Genomic DNA, 19,048 nt, shown 5'->3' with positions numbered 1-19,048 from the left:
ATCCGCCTTCCGTGCCCGTGCGGCTCGCCGAGCCGCATCGCCCCTGTTCGACGCCAAATTGAAAAACCTGATTGTCACCCTCGATCGCGCCGGCGAGTTCGACGAGATCATCGACGTGCGCACGCCGCTCGAGTTCGCCGAGGATCATATTCCCGGCGCGCTGAACGCGCCCGTGCTCAGCAACGAGGAGCGCGTGATCGTCGGCACGATGTACCGCCAGGTGTCGCCGTACGAGGCGACGCGCGTCGGCGCGGCGATGGTCGCGCGCAACATCGCGCGCCATCTCGACACCACGTTCGCCGATCGGCCGCGCAACTGGCGGCCGTTGATCTACTGCTGGCGCGGCGGCAAGCGTTCGGGTTCGATGACGACCTGGTTCAATCTGATCGGCTGGCAGGCGCGCCAGCTCGAGGGCGGGTACAAGTCGTACCGCCGCTCGGTATGCGCGACGCTCGATACGCTGCCGACGCGGTTCCGCTACATCGCACTCGTCGGTCACACGGGCTGCGGCAAGACGCGGCTCCTGAACGCGCTGCGCGACGAAGGCGCACAGACGCTCGATCTCGAGGCGCTCGCATGCCACCGCGGCTCGCTGCTCGGTGCGTTGCCGGGGGTGCCGCAGCCGACGCAGAAGTCCTTTGATTCGGGGCTCGTCGGCACGCTCGAGCGTTTCGACCCCGCATGGCCGGTGTTCGTCGAATCGGAAAGCCGCAAGATCGGGCTCGTGCAGTTGCCGCTCGCGTTGCTGGACGCGTTTCACGCGGGGCCGTGGGTGCAGGTCGAGGCAGCGCACGACGAACGTATCGCTTTCCTGCTCGAGGATTACGCCCATCTGTTCGACGAGCCGGCAGTATTCAAGGCGCAGCTCGAACGGCTGATCGGCCTGCACAGCCGGGAAGAGGTCGCGCGCTGGAACGCACTGATCGATGCGAACGAGCGCACCGAATTGTTCCGCACGCTGATCGACAAGCATTACGATCCCGCCTATGCGCGCACCTATCGTTCGTCGCACGACAAACCGAATCGCGCACTGACGTTCACTTTCCGGCCGAACGCGGCCGATGGGCGCCACCAGGCGCGCGCGCTGCTCGACGCGCTCGCGCAGGCCGGGCTGCCGGCATCGCCCACGGCTGGCGCGGCGGCGCGAGCCGACATCGACAACAACCCCACGACCACCACACGATGACGACCACACGCACCCAACCCAGTCCGGCGCTCGGCTGGATGACTTTCCTGCTGATCGCGGTCGCGGGACTGTTCTACGTGAAATGGTTCCCGTATTACAACAAGGCGTTCGTCGCCGCGGAGCATCATTCGATCGGCCAGTCGATCCTGATGGGCACGTCGGCGAGCGCGCCCGAGCCGTCGCTGAAGGCGGCGCTCGACTACGCGTGGGCGTACGGCAAGGCGATCTGGCAGGCCATGGTGCTCGGCCTGCTGCTCGGTTCGGCCGTGCAGGCGCTGCTGCCGGCGCACTGGGTCGCGCGCGTGCTCGGCCGCACGGGCTTCGGCAGTGTCGCCGCGGGCGGCCTGCTGTCGCTGCCCGGCATGATGTGCACGTGCTGCGCGGCGCCGGTCGTCGCGGGCCTGCGCGCGCGGCACGCGTCGCCGGGCGGCGCGGTCGCGTTCTGGCTTGGCAACACGGTGCTGAATCCGGCCGCGCTGGTGTTCATGGGCTTCGTGCTCGGCTGGCACTGGAGCGCGCTGCGGCTCGTGCTCGGCGTCGCGATGGTGTTCGGAATCGGCTATCTGCTGAACCGTATCGCGCGTCCCGAGGACCGCAGCATCGACGACGCGCAACTCGCCGCGCTGGTGGCCGAGCAGACCGCCGCGGGCAATCCGTTCGTCCGCTGGATGAAGCTGCTTGCACGCATGGCCGTGCGGCTCGTGCCCGAATACATCGTGCTCGTGCTGCTGCTCGGCGCGGCGCGCGCGTGGCTGTTTCCGCATATCGGCCCGGACATCGGCAATCATCTCGGCTGGATCATCGCGTTCGCGGTCGCGGGCACGTTGTTCGTGATCCCGACGGCCGGCGAGGTGCCGATCATCCAGGCGATGCTGTCGCTCGGCATGGGCGTCGGCCCGGCCGCTGCGCTGTTGATGACGCTGCCGCCGATCAGCGTGCCGTCGCTCGCGATGCTCGCGCGCTCGTTCAAGCCGTACATGCTGGCGATCGTCACGGGCCTCGTCGTCGTGTTCGGGATCGTGAGCGGGCTGCTCGCGATCGCGTTCGGGTTCTGACGGACACGCGGGCGGAACGGCGATCGGGCGCGACGGCCGGACAAGTCCGGCGCGTGTGCCCGGTCGGCGCGCGGGGCGCGACAGGCCCGGCTGCCGGCGACCGGGCCTGTGCGATGGCAGCAGTGCCGCGCGCCGACCGATCCCGCCGCGCGACCGTCGTATTCATCCGGCGCCGCCGCTTCACGCGCGCGGTGCCCTTTACAAGAAGCAAACAGGAAAACGCATGACCCAACCGAAGATTCATCCTCGACTCGAAAAGGCGCTGACGCGCGGCGATCTCGCGATCCGCCAGGCCAATTCCGCGCGGGCGACTGCCGTGCTGAACGCACTCGGCACGATGATCATCGAAGCCTCCGCCACGATCGGCGTCGAGGCCAGCATCGACATTCCGCAGGGCGACCGCATTTACGATCCGGTGAACGGCCTGTGGCCGCAGAAGATGCTGGTGTCGTTCGACGGTCCGGTCGACGAGGCCGACGCGGAAGAGCTGCGCGCGGTCTATCTCGTCGCCGACGATCCGGGTACGCAGTTCCGCGTCGAATGGCATCGCGCGGACGGCAAGCTCGGCCGCCAGGAAGGCGGCCCGCTGGCGACCGTCGCATTCCTGACGGACGTCGAGATTCCGTGGAGCGACGACGACGAGTAACGTCGTCGCCATTTCATCGCAGCATCGCGCGGGCGCCGTGCGCCCCGGCCGTCAGCGCATCATCCGCCGCCGGAACAGCCACGCGGAGACCACGAATCCGCCGACCGCATAGCCGGCGAGCACCGCGAGATGCAGGCCGACGTCCGTCGCCGGCCGGCCGAGCATCGCGGGGCGGATCAGTTCGACCGCGTTCGCGAGCGGCAGCATGTGCGCCGCATGCTGCGCGACCGGCGGCAACTGCGTGATCGGGAAGAACACGCCCGACAGCAGCAGCATCGGCGTCAGCACGAGCGTCTGATAGAACATGAAGAAGTCGTAGGACGGCGCGAGCGCGGTGACGATCATCGCCGTGCTCGCGAACGCGAGGCCGGCAAGTGCGATCACGGGCAGCGCCGCGAGCATCGACGGAAACCGCGCATAACCGAGCAGGCCCGCGACGAGCATGATCGCGACGCCGGACAGCAGCGCCTTGCTCGCCCCCCAGACAATCTCCCCGAGCACGATGTCGCCCAGCGCGAGCGGCGTGTGCATGATCGCTTCCCAGGTGCGCTGCACGTGCATTCGCGAGAAGCCCGAATACATCGATTCGAAGCTCGCGGACATCATCACGCTCGAACCGACCGTGCCGGCCGCGAGGAACGCGATATACGACACGCCGTCGACGTGGCCGAGCATCAGGCCGAGCCCGAACCCCAGCCCGAACAGGTAGATCATCGGATCGGCGAGATTGCCGAACAGCGAGGCGAGCGCGAGCTTGCGCCACACGAGGTAGTTGCGTCGCCACACGGCAATCCAGTTGGTGGCATTCGCGGGCAGCGCGATCGCGAAGCGCGATTCGCGTGGCGGTGCGGACGGCGCGGCGGCGGAATAGTTGCGTACGTCCATGATCGATCAGTCCTGCATTTCGCGGCCCGTGAGCCGCAGGAACACGTCCTCCAGATTGGCCGGACGATGCAGATAACGCAATCCCGTGCGACCCTTGAGTCGCGCACTGAGCGGCTCGGGGTCGGTCACGTAGCAGAACAGCGTCTCACCGCTGATCTCGGTGTGTTTCGCGAATGGCGCCAGTTCGTCGCGTAGCGCGATCGGCTCCGGCCCGTAGATCTCGATCACGTCGCAGCCGATCTCCGATTCGATCAGCGCGTGCGGCGCGCCTTCGGCGATCTTGCGGCCTTCCTCGATCACGCACAGCCGGTCGCACAGGCGCTCGGCTTCCTCCATGAAATGCGTGGTGATCAGGATCGTCTTGCCGCGCGCGAGCAGCGACCGCAACCGCTCCCACATCAGGTGCCGCGCCTGCGGATCGAGGCCCGTCGTCGGCTCGTCGAGCACCAGCACGTCGGGATCGTTGACGAGCGCGCGTGCGAGCGTCAGACGGCGCTTCATGCCGCCCGACAATTCGCCGACCTTCGCATCGGCCTTGTTTTCCAGCTTCGCGAATTCGAGCAGCGGTTGCACGAGCGCGCGTGCGGCGTGTGCCGACATGCCGAAATAGCGGCTGAACACGAGCAGGTTCTCGCGGACCGTGAAATCGGGGTCGAGGTTGTCGAACTGCGGGACGACGCCGACGCGCTGGCGCGCATGGCGCGCGCGTGACGGAACCGGCTCGCCGCAGAGTGAAATGGTGCCGGCGTCGGGATACGCGAGGCCGAGCAGCATCTTCAGCGTGGTGGTCTTGCCGGCGCCGTTCGGTCCGAGCAGGCCATAGCATTCGCCGGCCTGCACGTGGAAGGACAGGTCATTGACGACAAGCTTGTCGCCATAGCGCTTTTCGACGTTCCGGAAATCGATCGGTGCAACGGACATGGGCAGGTTGTCGTTGTAATCAGCGGACGCGGACGCGTTTCGCGGCCGGTCGGTCGGGCACGCCGGCCCGCGAACGGGTCGGATGAATGCGTGTCACATGGGCATGACCGAGGCGAACGCACGTCGACGGCACGAACGGGCCATTCTAGTGCATCGGCTGCGTCTCTTCAGGGCGGCCCCGCGCGGCACGGTGCATGCGCGCACGGATCGTGCACCGCATCATCGCCGACGCGCCCCGCGTGGCGAATCAGCGTTTTCCATCCCTTGCGTCTGGAATTGCGGCGCACCATGATGAGTACATAGGGTACGTAGTCGCGACAGGGAGGTTTCATGGCTAGCTACAACAAGATTCTGCTGTGCTACGACGGCACGCTCGAAGGACGCAAGGCACTGCGGTGCGGCGCCAATCTCGCGCTGGACCTGAAGGCGGAAACGCATTTGTTGTCGGTCGTCGACATGCGCTCGAGCATCGCGCAAAGCGCCGGGCTGCTGACCGACGTCGCGTGCGGCCGCTTCGAGGAAACCGCGCGCGAGATCCTGCAGGAAGGCGTGAACTGGCTGCGCGAGCGCGGCGTTCAGGCGGAAGGCCATTTCGCATTCGGCTATCCGATCGACGAAATCGCGAATCTTGCGACGGAATTGAAGGCTGACCTCGTTGTCGTCGGCCATCGGTGCCGTAGCGGGTTGTCGAGATGGTGGATGGGGTCGGGCAACACGCAACTGCTCGATCGCGTGAACTGCAGCATTCTGGTCGCATGTTCGTCGGCGGAAGAGCAAAAGGCCGAGATCGCACGCGAACGCGAAGCGGCCACCGCGAGCGGCAAGTGATGCAATGATCGTGAGACCGGCCGGGTCGTACTGCGATTCGGGCCGGTCGCGCGCCGTGCCGCTAACGGCAGCTATGCCGAGTGCGACCGCTCAGGCGTGCAGGTCGATCGCCGACAGCTTCCACGAGAACAAGCCGAAGCGGTGGAAGATCGCCGCATAGCGTGTGCCGTCGGCGCTGCGCTGGTAGGTCACGACAAATTCGTCGATATTCCGGTAGCCGGCGCTCGTTTGCTGCGGATGACCCGGCTCCCCGGAGCTGGCGGATGCGGGCGCGATGGCGGGCGTAGCTGCGGCCGACGCGGGGGCATTGCTGCTCGGCGCGGGTGCGTTCGACGGATTGACCGGCGGCGCGGCCGGTGCGTTGCCAGGCGTAGCGCCTGACGGCGGGCCCGACCATTCGGGCGGCCGTTCGCCCGGATTGCCGCGCGGGGGAATGCCGCTCATCAGCGCCGCTACACCTTCCGGTGTCGCATAGGCATCGACCAGCGGGCCGATCAACGCGGAGCCGATCAGCGCGCCAATCACCGCGAACGGGTTGTCCTTCTTCACCGCGTCGATCCGGCGCATCAACTCTTCCGTCACCTGCTGCTTCAGGCTGATGCGCAGCGACGGAAAGTCGACATATTCGCTGACCGCTTGCGCATCGCGCGCGTCGATCGCCGATTTCAGGCGACCGAGCGCGACGTACGGCGATGCGTACGCGTAACCGATCGCCATCAGGACGGCGACGGCCAGCACGACGATCAGCAATGGCTTGAGCCGCCGCGCGCGGCCCGAAGATCCAGTCACGATGCCTCCGGTGCGGACAGGTTCCGCAATCAGAGACCGCCGTGCGTGGCCGATCGTTCCTCGGCGATGCAGCGATCGATCATCCGGCACACGGCGTCGATCGTCCCGACCATGATCAGGCGCGACCGGCCGTGATAGACGCGCACGGGCGCACGGCGCGCCGGCTCCGCGTGATTCAGGCCGGCGTTCAGCGAAACCCGCGCGAACGCGGGAAGCGCTGACGGCAGCAGCGACGCCTGCCGTTCAACTGCGACTTCTTGGCTCACCACGGGCGCCGCGGCGGACAGCGGCGCGCAGGGCGTGCGGCCGCGCAGGTGACGCAGGCGGCCGAATTGACGGAAAGGCAGCAGACGGGAAAGGCGTTCCATGATGTTCTCCTCAGCGAGACCGATTGTCAGAGTTCGCCCGAGCGGATCAGCCCGACGGCGATGCCTTCCAGCGCGAATTCCGCGCTGCCGGCCTTGACGAAGATGTTTTCGTAATCCGGGTTCTCCGCGATCAGCTCGAGGCCGCCGGGCCGGCGCATCAGGCGCTTCACCGTGACGTCGTCGCCGAGGCGCGCGACGATGATCTGGCCGTCCTTCGCTTCCGTGCGCTTCTGCACGGCGAGCAGGTCGCCGTCGAGAATGCCGGCGTCGCGCATCGACAGGCCGCGCACCTTCAGCAGGTAATCGGGCTTGCTGGTGAACAGCGCGGGATCGCACGCGTAATGCTGCGAGATGTGCTCCTGCGCGAGGATCGGGCTGCCGGCCGCCACGCGGCCGACGAGGGGCAGCGACAGTTGCATCAGGCCGGCGTGCGGCAGCGTGAACTGGTGCGGGGCGTCGTCGATGCCGAGCAGGCGGATGCCGCGTGACGCGCCGGCGGCCAGCTCGATCACACCCTTGCGCGCAAGCGCACGGAGGTGCTCCTCGGCCGCGTTCGGCGAGCTGAAACCCAGCTCTGCCGCAATCTCGGCGCGCGTGGGCGGGAAACCGGAGCGCTCGATCGCGCGGCGGATCAAGTCGAACACTTGCTGCTGACGGGCGGTGAGTTTGGTCATGGCTGAACTGTATGGATAGACAGTGAGCTGTATTTTTATACAGTACTTCGCGAATTTCAAGTGTTACTTGAGGTTCGACGCGATCGCGCCGGTTCCGACGCGATTTCGCGACGCCCGGACGCCGGTTTGTCCGCCGCAACCGTCCGTCCCGTCTGCGTTAGCACTTTTGAGTATTAAAAAATGAGGAACGATTATTTTTAATCATGTAACCCGTTCGCTAGACTGGCTCGACATCGCAAGACCGACAACACTGGAGAACCAAGGATGGCGAAGCGCAATACGGGGCTGGTGGGCGGAGTGGGCCGCCTGATCGCAACACTCGCGCTGGGCGCGGCGGCAGCGCTGGGCGTGGCGACGCACGCCCAGGCCGATACGACGTTCCTGAACGTGTCCTACGACCCGACGCGCGAGCTGTATCAGGACTTCAACCAGGCGTTCGGCAAGGCGTGGAAGGCGAAGACGGGCGAGACGGTCAACTTCAAGCAGTCGCACGGCGGCTCGGGCGCGCAGGCGCGCTCGGTGCTCGACGGCCTGCAGGCCGACGTCGTGACGCTGGCGCTCGCCTACGACATCGACGCGATCGCCAACAAGGGGCTCGTCAACAAGGACTGGCAGAAGCGCCTGCCGGACAACGCATCGCCGTACACGTCGACGATCGTGTTCCTGGTGCGCAAGGGCAACCCGAAAGGGATCAAGGACTGGGATGACCTGACCAAGCCGGGCATCTCGATCGTCACGCCGAACCCGAAGACGTCGGGCGGCGCGCGCTGGAACTACCTGGCCGCATGGGCATACGCCGTTCACAAGCCGGGCGGCAACGAGCAGAGCGCGAAGGAATTCGTGACGAAGCTCTACAAGAACGCGGGCGTGCTCGACTCGGGCGCGCGCGGCGCGACGACGAGCTTCGTGCAGCGCGGGATCGGCGACGTGCTGATCGCGTGGGAGAACGAGGCGTTCCTGTCGATCAAGGAATTCGGCACGGACAAGTTCGAGATCGTCGTGCCGTCGGTGAGCATCCTGGCCGAACCGCCCGTCGCGGTGGTCGACAAGGTGGTGGACAAGAAGGGCACGCGCAAGCTGGCCGAGGCCTACCTGAATTTCCTGTACAGCCCGCAGGGCCAGGAAATCGCGGCGCGCAACTACTACCGCCCGCGCTCGAAGAACGTGCCGGCGGAGCTGACGAAGCAGTTCCCGAAGCTGAAGCTGTACACGGTCGACGACACGTTCGGCGGCTGGACGAATGCGCAGAAGACGCATTTTGCGGACGGCGGCGTGTTCGACTCGATCTACAAGCCGCAGTAACGTCACGCAGCAACAAGCCATAACGACAGCGGCGCGCCACGAGAGCGCGCCGCATCCCCGACGGCCCGCCGGCGCGACTCCCCGCGTCGGCGTTTGCGTCGGACCCATGAGCAGCAACGACCCAGCAAGAGCATCCGATGACGACGTACACCTTTCGCAAACCGAGCGCGCTGCCCGGTTTCGGCGTGACGCTCGGCATCACGGTGGCCTATTTGAGCCTCGTGGTGCTGATTCCGCTCGCCGCCACGTTCCTGAAGACCGCGACGCTGTCGTGGGACCAGTTCGTCACCGCCGTCGCGTCGCCGCGCGTGCTCGCGTCGTACCGGCTGACGTTCTCCGCCGCGCTCGGCGGCGCATTGATCAACGCCGTGTTCGGCTTTCTCGTCGCGTGGGTGCTGGTGCGCTACACGTTCCCGTTCAAGCGCCTCGTCGACGCGATCGTCGATCTGCCGTTCGCGCTGCCGACGTCGGTCGCCGGCATCTCGCTCGCGGCCGTCTATGCGACCAACGGCTGGGTCGGCCAGTATCTCGCGCCGTTCGGCATCAAGATCGCGTTCACGCCGGTCGGCGTGCTGGTGGCGCTGACCTTCATCGGGCTGCCGTTCGTCGTGCGTACCGTGCAGCCTGTGCTCGAGGATTTCGAGCGCGAGCAGGAAGAGGCCGCCGCGTGCCTCGGCGCATCGCGCTGGCTGACGTTCCGCCGCGTCGTGCTGCCGGCCGTGCTGCCGGCGCTGCTCACCGGCTTCGCGCTGGCGTTCGCGCGCGCGCTCGGCGAGTACGGCTCGGTCATCTTCATCGCCGGCAACGTGCCGATGAAATCCGAGATCACGTCGCTGCTCATCATCACGAAGCTCGAGCAGTACGACTATGCGGGCGCGACCGCGCTGGCGGTCGTGATGCTGGTCGTGTCGTTCCTGATGCTGCTGTTGATCAACTCGCTGCAGTGGTATCTGCAGCGCCGCACGAGCAAGGGCGCGAGCGGCCCCGCGCCGGCGACCGTCACCGTTGCCGCAGCAGCAGGAGGCCAGCAATGACCCAGGAGTCCAACGCCGTGCTGAACGACCCGTCCGTCGCGCGCGTGCGCGCCGCGAAGCAGCCCGACCCCGTCAGCGAGCCGCGCGCCGTGCGCTGGCTGCTGATCGGCGTCTCGCTGACGTTCCTTGCGTTCTTCCTCGTCGTGCCGCTCGCCGCGGTGTTCTTCGAGGCGCTGCGCAAGGGCGTCGGCTTCTATCTCGAATCGCTCGCCGATCCCGACGCATGGTCGGCAATCAAGCTGACGCTGACCGTCGCCGTGATCGCGGTGCCGTTGAACCTCGTGTTCGGCGTGTGCGCATCGTGGGCGATCGCGAAGTTCGAATTCCGCGGCAAGGCGTTGCTGACCACGCTGATCGACCTGCCGTTCTCCGTGTCGCCGGTGATCTCGGGCCTCGTCTACGTGCTGCTGTTCGGCGCGCAGGGCTGGCTCGGGCCGTGGCTGCAGAACCACGACGTGCAGATCATCTTCGCGGTGCCGGGCATCGTGCTCGCGACGATCTTCGTCACGTTTCCGTTCGTCGCGCGCGAGCTGATTCCGCTGATGCAGGCGCAGGGCACCGACGAGGAAGAGGCCGCGCGCGTGCTCGGCGCATCGGGCTGGCAGATCTTCCGGCGCGTGACGCTGCCGAACGTGAAGTGGGGCCTGCTGTACGGCGTGATCCTGTGCAATGCGCGTGCGATGGGCGAATTCGGTGCGGTGTCGGTCGTGTCCGGCCACATCCGCGGCGTGACCGACACGATGCCGCTGCACGTCGAGATCCTGTACAACGAATACAACTTCGCGGCGGCGTTCGCGGTGGCGTCGGTGCTGGCGCTGCTCGCGCTCGTCACGCTCGCGCTGAAGCTGCTCGCCGAACGTCACCTCGCCGCCGAACTGGCCGGCGCACGCGATGACGTTCCCGCTCATGCCGGCCCCGTCGCCGCCATTTCGTCGAAATCGTAAAGAGGCAACCAGAATGGGTATTACCGTCCGTCACCTTCAGAAGCGCTTCGGCGATTTCACCGCGCTCGACGATGTGTCGCTCGACTTTCCGCCGGGCGAGCTCGTCGCGCTGCTCGGGCCGTCGGGCTGCGGCAAGACCACGCTGCTGCGCGTGATCGCGGGCCTCGAGCACGCGGACGCCGGCCAGGTCGTGCTGCAGGGGCTCGACGTCGCGTCGGTCGGCGCGCGCGATCGCCAGGTCGGCTTCGTGTTCCAGCATTACGCGCTGTTCCGCCACATGACCGTGTTCGAGAACGTCGCGTTCGGGCTGCGCGTGAAGCCGCGCCGCGAACGGCCGTCCGAAGCCGTGATCCGCGAGAAGGTGCACGAGCTGCTGAAGCTCGTGCAGCTCGACTGGCTCGCGCAGCGCTACCCGTCCGAGCTGTCGGGCGGCCAGCGCCAGCGGATCGCGCTGGCCCGCGCGCTCGCGGTCGAGCCGAAGGTGCTGCTGCTCGACGAGCCGTTCGGCGCGCTCGACGCGAAGGTGCGCAAGGAACTGCGCGGCTGGTTGCGGCGCCTGCACGACGACCTGCACATCTCGACGATCTTCGTCACGCACGACCAGGAGGAGGCGCTGGAAGTGGCCGACCGGATCGTCGTGCTGAACCGCGGTCACGTGGAGCAGGTCGGCAGCCCGCAGGACGTCTACGACCATCCGCAAAGCGCGTTCGTCTACGAGTTTCTCGGCGCGGCGAACCGGCTGCCCGGCACGGTCGCCGGGCGCGGCTTCGTCGCCGAGGGGGCGGCTGCGCCGATCGCGGTCGACGCCGATTTCGCGGGCCCCGCGAACGCGTACGTGCGACCGCACGACCTGCAGCTGTGGCCGGCCGGCGACGGCCATCGCGACGGCATCGCGGTCGACGTGCGCCGCGTGATCCCGCTCGGCGGCTCGGTGCGCGTCGAGCTCGAGGCCCGCACGGGCGGCGCACTCGAAGCGGAACTCGATCGCGACGCGTGGCGCGCGCTCGCGCTGCAGGTCGGCGACGGCGCGACGGCCGTGCCGCGCGCGGTCCGCGTATTTCCCGCACACTGACGCCCGAGCCCGGTAAAGAGAAGAGGGCGGATACCGCTCCGGATCGACATTCGAACAACGACAGCCCAAGAGGCATACCCATGAATTTTCAGCAATTGCGTTTCGTGCGCGAAGCCGTGCGCCAGAACATGAACCTGACGGAAGTCGCGAACGTGCTGTACACGTCGCAGTCGGGCGTGTCGAAGCAGATCAAGGATCTCGAGGATGAACTGGGCGTGGACATCTTCATCCGGCGCGGCAAGCGGCTCACGGGGCTCACGGAGCCCGGCAAGGCCGTGCACCAGTTGATCGAGCGGATGCTGCTCGACGCGGAAAACCTGCGCCGGGTCGCGCGCCAGTTCGCCGACCAGGACAGCGGCCACCTCGTCGTCGCGACGACGCACACGCAGGCGCGCTACGCGCTGCCGAAGGTGATCCGCCAGTTCACCGACGTGTTCCCGAAGGTGCATCTCGCGCTGCGACAGGGCAGCCCGCAGCAGATCGCGCAGATGATCCTGAACGGCGAAGCCGATCTCGGCATCTCGACCGAGGCGCTCGACCGCTATCCGGACATCGTCACGTTCCCGTGCTACTCGTGGCACCACACGGTCGTCGTGCCGAAGGGGCATCCGCTCGTCGGCCGCGAGAACCTGACGCTCGACGAAATCGCCGAGTACCCGATCATCACGTACGACCAGGACTTCACGGGCCGCTCGCACATCGACCAGGCATTCGCGCAGGCCGGCGCCGTGCCCGACGTCGTGCTGACCGCGATCGACGCGGACGTGATCAAGACCTACGTCGAGCTCGGGATGGGGATCGGCGTCGTCGCGGCGATGGCCTTCGATCCGCAGCGCGACACCGGGCTCGTCGCGCTCGACACGCAGCACCTGTTCGAGGCGAGCACGACGCGCGTCGGGTTGCGCAAGGGCGCGTTCCTGCGCGCGTATGCATACCGGCTGATCGAGATGTTCGCACCGCACCTGAACGAAGCCGAAATCGCCTCGCAACTGCGCGAAGTGGCCTGATCATCGAGCACATGATGTTTCGGGGGCAAGGCAGGCGCCCGCCGGACGACCGCGACGAAGCGGCGCCGCCGCACCCCGAGTAACGCGCCGCAATCGGAGCGCGCAACCGCGCGCTCCGAATAAACCCTTAAATATTGATCAGACGGGTTGCGCGTCGACCCGAAACGGTACAGCATAGCCTTCACTCCGCCGGCGTCCCCGCCGGCGGTGGCGCGTCGACGACAGCACGCGCCAGGCAGTCGGCCGTCTGCCTCGCTTCCATTCCGTGGTACCGACAAGCAGCATCGATGGCCAATGCCCGGGTAGTGTGGCGCAAACGTTTGCTCACATTAAAACAACAGTCCGGCCCTTTGGGCCAGTCGCCAGGAGATGTGTATGAATGTCCGCTTTCGCCGTCGCTTCCTGACCGCCGCGCTTGCCGCCGTCGCGGTCGTCGCCGCACCGGTCGTCCATGCCCAATCGGCAGGCAAGCCGAAGGTCGCGCTCGTGATGAAGTCGCTCGCCAACGAGTTCTTCCTGACGATGGAAAACGGCGCGAAGGAATACCAGAAGCACAACGCCGGCCAGTTCGACCTGATCACGAACGGGATCAAGGACGAGACCGACACCGCGAACCAGATCCGCATCGTCGAGCAGATGATCGTGTCGAAGGTCGATGCGATCGTGCTCGCGCCGGCCGATTCGAAGGCGCTCGTGCCGGTCGTGAAGAAGGCGGTCGACGCGGGCATCATCGTCGTGAACATCGACAACCGGCTCGATCCCGACGTGCTGAAGTCGAAGAACCTGAACGTGCCGTTCGTCGGCCCCGACAACCGCAAGGGTGCGCGCAAGATCGGCGACTACCTCGCGAAGCGGCTGAAGGCGGGCGATCAGGTCGGCATCATCGAAGGCGTGTCGACGACGACCAATGCGCAGCAGCGCACGGCCGGCTTCCAGGATGCGATGAAGGCGGGCGGGATGAAGGTCGTGTCGGTGCAGTCGGGCGAATGGGAGATCGACAAGGGCAATGCGGTCGCGTCCGCGATGCTGAACGAATACCCGAACCTGCGGGCGCTGCTGTGCGGCAACGACAACATGGCGATCGGCGCCGTGTCGGCCGTGCGGGCGGCGGGCAAGCAGGGCAAGGTGCTCGTGGTCGGCTACGACAACATCAACGCGATCAAGCCGATGCTGAAGGACGGCCGCGTGGTCGCGACCGCCGACCAGTACGCGGCGAAGCAGGCCGTGTTCGGCATCGACACGGCGCTCAAGGCGATCGCCGAGCATCGCAAGCAGGCCGACATGACCGGCGTGGTCGAGACGCCGGTGGATCTCGTGACGAAGTGACGCCACGCCGCCGCGGCCGCCGCGCTCAAGAATCCGGGCCGGCGGCCGTTATCCGGAGTGAGCGCGATCACGGCCACTGCAAGCACTTGTGAGCGTCATACCCGCGCGCCGCGTGTGCGCGGCCGCAACCAGGATCGCGATGGAACCGACCTTCCAACCCTCCCGTTCAGCCGTTCCCGTGCTGTCCGTCTCCGGCGTGGGCAAGACCTACGCCGAACCCGTGCTCGCCGACGTCACGCTGACGCTCGCGCCGGGTGAGGCGCTCGCGCTGACGGGCGAGAACGGCGCAGGAAAGAGCACGCTGTCGAAGATCATCGGCGGGCTCGTCGACCCGACGACCGGCACGATGCAGCTCGGCGGCCAGGCCTATGCGCCGGCGAGCCGCACGCAGGCCGAGGCGCTCGGCGTGCGCATGGTGATGCAGGAGCTGAACCTGCTGCCGACGCTGACGGTCGCCGAAAACCTGTTTCTGAACCGTCTGCCGCGACGCTTCGGCATCATCGATCGCGCGCGGCTGCGCGACGACGCGCGTGCCGCGATGGCGCAGGTCGGGCTCGACGCGGTCGACCCCGATACGCCGGTCGGCGCGCTCGGCATCGGCCACCAGCAGATGGTCGAGATCGCGCGCAACCTGATCGGCGACTGCCGCGTGCTGATCCTCGACGAGCCGACCGCGATGCTGACCGCGCGCGAGGTCGAACTGCTGTTCGAGCAGATCGACCGGCTGAAGGCGCGCGGCGTGGCGATCGTCTACATCTCGCACCGGCTCGAGGAGCTCGCGCGCGTTGCCGAGCGCGTCGCGGTGCTGCGCGACGGCCGGCTCGTGCATGTCGGCGACATGGCCGCGACGACGTCCGACGGGCTCGTCACGCTGATGGTCGGTCGCGAGCTCGGCGAGCACATCGATCTCGGCGTGCGCCATATCGGCGCGCCGCGACTCGTCGTGTCGGGCATGACGCGCGGCACGGCCGTGCAGGACGTGTCGCTCGAAGTGCGCTCGGGCGAGATCTTCGGCATCTCCGGGCTGATCGGCGCGGGGCGCACCGAGCTGCTGCGGCTGATTTACGGCGCGGATACGCCGGACGCCGGGATGATCGCGGTCGGCGATCCGCTGAAACCGGCGCACATCGGCTCGCCCGTCGACGCGGTGAAGCACGGTATCGCACTGATCACCGAGGACCGCAAGGGCGAAGGGCTGCTGCTGTCGCAGTCGGTCACGTCGAACGTCTCGCTCGGCCAGCTCGACCGGCTTGCGCGCGGCGGCATCGTCGATACGACGCGCGAGACGGCGCTCGCCGAGCGGCAGATCGACGCGTTGCGGATCCGCACGCACGGCGCCGCGCAGGCGGTCGGCGAACTGTCGGGCGGCAACCAGCAGAAGGTCGTGATCGGCCGCTGGCTCGCGCGCGACATGGGCGTGCTGCTGTTCGACGAACCGACCCGCGGGATCGACGTCGGCGCCAAGTTCGAGATCTACACGCTGATGGGCGCGCTCGCCCGCGAGGGCCGCGCGCTGGTGGTCGTATCGAGCGACCTGCGCGAGCTGATGCTGATTTGCGACCGGATCGGCGTGATGTCGGCCGGCCGCATGACCGCCGTGTTCGAACGCGGCAACTGGACCCAGGATGCGCTGCTGGCCGCGGCGTTCGCCGGCTTCGGCCGCGAAGCGCTGCCGGACGGCGTGCGGCATCCGGATGCGGAAGGCGCGCCGCGCGCGGCTTCCGGCACTTCGACCACAGGACAACGGCAATGACCCAGCCTCCCGTATCCCCGAGCGACGCAGGCGCGCAGCAGACCGTGACGGGGCGCCGCGCGCGCACGCTGTCCGGCACACGGCTCGGCGTATCGAACTATCTCGGGCTCGCCGGCGCGCTCGCCGCGATGATCGCGTTGTTTTCGGCGCTGAGTTCGCATTTCCTGACCTACGATACGTTCAGTACGATCGCGAACCAGATCCCCGATCTCGTCGTGATGTCGGTCGGGATGACCTTCGTGCTGATCATCGCCGGCATCGACCTGTCGGTCGGCTCGGTGCTCGCGCTGGCCGCGTCGATGGTCAGCGTGGCCGCGCTGAAATGGCAGTGGGGACCGCTGCCGGCCGCGCTGATCGGGATCGCGGTCGCGACCGCGACGGGCTCGCTGACGGGCGCGATCACGGTCGGCTGGCGGATTCCGTCGTTCATCGTGTCGCTCGGCGTGCTCGAAGCCGCGCGCGGCGTCGCATACCAGCTGACGAATTCGCGCACGGCCTACATCGGCGACGCGTTCGATTTCCTGTCGAACCCGATCGCGCTCGGCATCTCGCCGGCGTTCCTGATCGCGGTCGCGGTGATGATCGCGGCACAGTTCGTCCTGACGCGCACCGTATTCGGACGCTATCTCGTCGGGATCGGCACGAACGAAGAGGCGGTACGGCTTGCCGGGGTTAACCCGCGTCCGTATAAAATCGTCGTATTCGCACTGATGGGCGCGCTCGCGGGGCTCGCGTCGCTGTTCCAGATCTCGCGGCTCGAGGCCGCCGATCCGAACGCGGGCGCGGGCGTCGAGCTGCAGGTGATCGCAGCCGTCGTGATCGGCGGCACGAGCCTGATGGGCGGGCGCGGTTCGGTGATCAGCACGTTCTTCGGCGTGTTGATCATCTCCGTGCTGGCCGCGGGGCTGGCGCAAATCGGCGCGAACGAGCCGACCAAACGGATCATCACCGGGGCGGTGATCGTGGTCGCGGTCGTGCTCGACACGTATCGCAGCCGGCGCGCGCGCGCCCGGTAGAACTACTACACGGAAAGCAGACCAGAGAGAAACGGGAAATGGCGACGATCAAGGATGTGGCAGCCATGGCGGGCGTGTCGTTTACGACCGTCTCGCACGTGGTGAACAATTCGCGGCCGGTGTCCGCGGATGTGCGTGCGAAGGTCGAGGGCGCGATCCGCGAGCTGAATTACGTGCCATCGGCCGTGGCGCGCTCGCTGAAGGCGCGCTCGACGGCGACCATTGGCCTCGTCGTGCCGAACAGCACGAATCCGTACTTCGCGGAGCTTGCGCGCGGCATCGAGGACCAGTGCGCGGCCAACGGCTATTGCGTGTTCTTCTGCAACTCGGACGACGATCCCGTGAAGCAGCGCAACTACCTGCGCGTGCTGCAGGAAAAGCGCATCGACGGGCTGATCGTCGCGTCGGCCGGCGAGGACACGGTGCTCGCGCAGACGCTTGCGGATGCGCATGCGCCGCTCGTCGTCGTCGACCGCAACATCGAGGGGCTCGCGGCCGACCTCGTGCAGATCGACCACGAACGCGGCGCCTACCTGGCGACGCGTCACCTGCTCGAACTCGGGCACGCGAAGATCGGCTGCATCACCGGGCCGACCGACACGGCCGTCAGCGCCATGCGCGTGCACGGCTTCATCCGTGCGATGGCCGAGCGCGGCATCGACATCGTGCCGGGCGCGATCGCGGAAAGCGATTTTTCGTGCCTCGGCGGTTACCACGCGGCATCCCGGCTGTTCGAGTCGGTGCATCCCAGCGCGATTTTCGCGGGCAACGACCTGATGGGCGTCGGCGCGCTGCGCGCGGCGGCCGAGCGCGGCATGCGCGTGCCGGACGACTGCTCGATCATCGGCTTCGACGACATCGAATTCTCCCGCTACACGTATCCGGCGCTGTCGACGGTCGGCCAGTCGGTGCGCGCGCTCGGCGAAATGGCCGCGCAAACGCTGATCGAGCGGATCGGCGGCGGTTCGACGGCCGCGCCGAGCCGTCGTCGCGTCGTGTCGCCGCGCCTCGTGCTGCGCGAATCGACGGCGGTTTACCGCGAGCCGGCCGCGCCGGGCGGTCGCCCATGACGGCGCGTGCGGCGGGCGCCGGCCGCGTGACGGTGGTCGGCAGCCTCAACATGGATCTCGTCGTACGGGCGCCGCGGCTGCCGTTGCCGGGCGAAACGCTTGCCGGTCATGCGTACGCGCAGGCCGCGGGCGGCAAGGGCGGCAACCAGGCCGTCGCGGCGGCGCGACTCGGCGCGCAGGTCGCGATGATCGGCTGCGTCGGCGCGGATGCGCACGGTACCGCGCTGCGGGCCGGCCTCGAGGCCGAAGGCATCGACTGCTCGCGGCTCGCGACGAGCGCGACCGCGTCGACCGGTGTCGCGCTGATCGTCGTCGACGACGCGAGCCAGAACGCGATCGTGATCGTCGCGGGCGGCAATGGCGAAGTGACGACCGATACGGTGGCGCGGCACGAGGCCGCGCTCGCCGCGACCGACGTGCTGATCTGCCAGCTCGAGACGCCGCCGGACGCCGTGTTCGCGGCGCTGTCGGCCGGGCGGCGGCTCGGCCGCACCGTCGTGCTCAATCCGGCGCCGGCCGTGGCGCCGCTGCCGGACGGCTGGTTGCCGCTGGTCGATTACCTGGTCCCGAACGAAGTGGAGGCGGCCGCGCTGACCGGGCTGCCGGTGCGCAATCCGGCCGAGGCGGAAGCCGCGGCACGTGCGCTGCACGCGGCCGGCGCACGCAACGTACTGATCACGCTCGGCGCGCGCGGCGTGTTCGCGCTGACGGCCGACGGCGCGGCGCGCCATTATCCGGCACCCGTCGTCAAGGCAGTCGACACGACCGCGGCCGGCGATACCTTCATCGGCGGTTTCGCCGCGCGGCTCGCGGCGGGCGAGGCCATCGACACGGCCATCCGCTTCGCGCAACGTGCGGCGGCGCTGTCGGTCACGCGCGCAGGCGCGCAGCCGTCGATTCCCACCCTCGCCGAACTGGCCGAATAGAGCCGGATCGCGCATCCCGGCCGGCGCGTGCGGAAGCAGGCGCCGGCCGTCTTTCCCCGATTGCCCGATCGCGATGCCTGCCACGCGCTTTCGCGAGGCGGGCCTGCGATGCTTCGACCCCATTGTTCAGAAATCTGTAATTAACTAATGAATTGCTGAAAAAAATGATGTGAATACCATCAAGCTGCGCAACATCCGGTCGTAAATACATCAGGACGAAACGCTGTTTCGAAAAATGGGCCTTGC

The 19,048-nt window shown here is 67.6% G+C and carries 19 protein-coding genes; 14 read left to right on the top strand and 5 right to left on the bottom strand.

What is annotated here, in order from left to right; all coding sequences use genetic code 11:
* Positions 1-58 precede the first annotated feature (58 nt).
* The 3 genes from mnmH (at position 59) to WS45_RS20020 (ending at position 2,887) form a co-directional block, all read left to right on the top strand.
* The gene (gene mnmH / locus WS45_RS20030) at positions 59-1,186 is read left to right on the top strand and encodes a tRNA 2-selenouridine(34) synthase MnmH (RefSeq protein ID WP_059701264.1); all 1,128 of its coding nucleotides are present in this window, start codon (positions 59-61) and stop codon (positions 1,184-1,186) included.
* Positions 1,183-2,241, top strand: a complete 1,059-nt coding sequence (locus WS45_RS20025; RefSeq protein WP_059701262.1) for a permease — start codon at positions 1,183-1,185, stop codon at positions 2,239-2,241. The genes mnmH and WS45_RS20025 overlap by 4 nt, the downstream gene beginning before the upstream one ends.
* Positions 2,242-2,464: 223 nt before the next feature.
* Positions 2,465-2,887 carry a hypothetical protein gene (locus tag WS45_RS20020; RefSeq protein ID WP_059691758.1) on the top strand — a complete coding sequence of 141 codons (423 nt, stop codon included), beginning with the start codon at positions 2,465-2,467 and terminating at the stop codon, positions 2,885-2,887.
* A 51-nt stretch (positions 2,888-2,938) separates the two neighbouring features.
* Here the strand turns inward: WS45_RS20020 and WS45_RS20015 are convergent, their stop codons facing one another.
* Positions 2,939-3,772, bottom strand: coding sequence for an ABC transporter permease (locus tag WS45_RS20015; RefSeq protein WP_059524486.1), 834 nt, complete (start codon positions 3,770-3,772; stop codon positions 2,939-2,941).
* Positions 3,773-3,778: 6 nt separating this feature from the next.
* Positions 3,779-4,693 carry a nodulation factor ABC transporter ATP-binding protein NodI gene (gene nodI / locus WS45_RS20010; RefSeq protein WP_059524484.1) on the bottom strand — a complete coding sequence of 305 codons (915 nt, stop codon included), beginning with the start codon at positions 4,691-4,693 and terminating at the stop codon, positions 3,779-3,781.
* Between the two features lie 330 nt (positions 4,694-5,023).
* Between nodI and WS45_RS20005 the strand changes: the two genes are divergently transcribed.
* Complete coding sequence (locus WS45_RS20005) at positions 5,024-5,521, top strand: universal stress protein (protein ID WP_044843612.1); 498 nt, start codon at positions 5,024-5,026, stop codon at positions 5,519-5,521.
* Positions 5,522-5,611: 90 nt separating this feature from the next.
* Here WS45_RS20005 and WS45_RS20000 read toward each other — a convergent pair whose 3' ends face one another.
* Genes WS45_RS20000 through lexA form a run of 3 tightly spaced genes read right to left on the bottom strand, consistent with a single transcriptional unit; the run spans position 5,612 to position 7,352 of the window.
* Positions 5,612-6,310 (bottom strand): DUF2939 domain-containing protein, encoded by a 699-nt coding sequence (locus tag WS45_RS20000; protein WP_059701260.1) that lies wholly within the window; start codon positions 6,308-6,310, stop codon positions 5,612-5,614.
* 29 nt (positions 6,311-6,339) lie between these two features.
* Entirely contained in the window at positions 6,340-6,678 is a 339-nt protein-coding gene (locus tag WS45_RS19995) for a hypothetical protein (RefSeq protein ID WP_040144136.1), read from the bottom strand.
* A 26-nt stretch (positions 6,679-6,704) separates the two neighbouring features.
* Positions 6,705-7,352, bottom strand: a complete 648-nt coding sequence (gene lexA, locus WS45_RS19990) for a transcriptional repressor LexA (protein WP_006754655.1) — start codon at positions 7,350-7,352, stop codon at positions 6,705-6,707.
* 264 nt (positions 7,353-7,616) lie between these two features.
* Between lexA and WS45_RS19985 the strand changes: the two genes are divergently transcribed.
* From WS45_RS19985 to rbsK, 10 genes are all read left to right on the top strand, one after another.
* Positions 7,617-8,654, top strand: a complete 1,038-nt coding sequence (locus WS45_RS19985; protein WP_059524480.1) for a sulfate ABC transporter substrate-binding protein — start codon at positions 7,617-7,619, stop codon at positions 8,652-8,654.
* A gap of 137 nt (positions 8,655-8,791) precedes the next feature.
* The gene (cysT, locus tag WS45_RS19980; protein WP_059524478.1) at positions 8,792-9,688 is read left to right on the top strand and encodes a sulfate ABC transporter permease subunit CysT; all 897 of its coding nucleotides are present in this window, start codon (positions 8,792-8,794) and stop codon (positions 9,686-9,688) included.
* Positions 9,685-10,632, top strand: a complete 948-nt coding sequence (gene cysW, locus WS45_RS19975; protein WP_059691754.1) for a sulfate ABC transporter permease subunit CysW — start codon at positions 9,685-9,687, stop codon at positions 10,630-10,632. Before cysT ends, cysW begins: the two co-directional genes overlap by 4 nt.
* 13 nt (positions 10,633-10,645) lie before the next feature.
* A complete protein-coding gene (locus tag WS45_RS19970; protein WP_059524474.1) occupies positions 10,646-11,704 on the top strand; it encodes a sulfate/molybdate ABC transporter ATP-binding protein in 1,059 nt (352 codons plus the stop codon).
* An 80-nt stretch (positions 11,705-11,784) separates the two neighbouring features.
* Positions 11,785-12,711 carry a CysB family HTH-type transcriptional regulator gene (locus tag WS45_RS19965; RefSeq protein WP_059524472.1) on the top strand — a complete coding sequence of 309 codons (927 nt, stop codon included), beginning with the start codon at positions 11,785-11,787 and terminating at the stop codon, positions 12,709-12,711.
* 375 nt (positions 12,712-13,086) lie between these two features.
* Entirely contained in the window at positions 13,087-14,037 is a 951-nt protein-coding gene (locus tag WS45_RS19960; protein ID WP_059524470.1) for a sugar ABC transporter substrate-binding protein, read from the top strand.
* Positions 14,038-14,176: 139 nt separating this feature from the next.
* Complete coding sequence (locus WS45_RS19955; RefSeq protein WP_059524468.1) at positions 14,177-15,790, top strand: sugar ABC transporter ATP-binding protein; 1,614 nt, start codon at positions 14,177-14,179, stop codon at positions 15,788-15,790.
* Positions 15,787-16,806: an ABC transporter permease gene (locus tag WS45_RS19950; protein WP_059524466.1), complete on the top strand. Its 1,020-nt coding sequence runs from the start codon at positions 15,787-15,789 to the stop codon at positions 16,804-16,806. Before WS45_RS19955 ends, WS45_RS19950 begins: the two co-directional genes overlap by 4 nt.
* 38 nt (positions 16,807-16,844) lie before the next feature.
* A complete protein-coding gene (locus WS45_RS19945) occupies positions 16,845-17,876 on the top strand; it encodes a LacI family DNA-binding transcriptional regulator (protein ID WP_059524464.1) in 1,032 nt (343 codons plus the stop codon).
* Positions 17,873-18,802, top strand: coding sequence for a ribokinase (gene rbsK / locus WS45_RS19940; protein WP_059701258.1), 930 nt, complete (start codon positions 17,873-17,875; stop codon positions 18,800-18,802). The genes WS45_RS19945 and rbsK overlap by 4 nt, the downstream gene beginning before the upstream one ends.
* The last annotated feature ends 246 nt before the right edge of the window (positions 18,803-19,048 follow it).

This window comes from Burkholderia sp. RF2-non_BP3 (assembly GCF_001522185.1).
Lineage (GTDB): Bacteria > Pseudomonadota > Gammaproteobacteria > Burkholderiales > Burkholderiaceae > Burkholderia > Burkholderia diffusa.
This window is presented reverse-complemented; position numbering and strand designations above follow the sequence as displayed.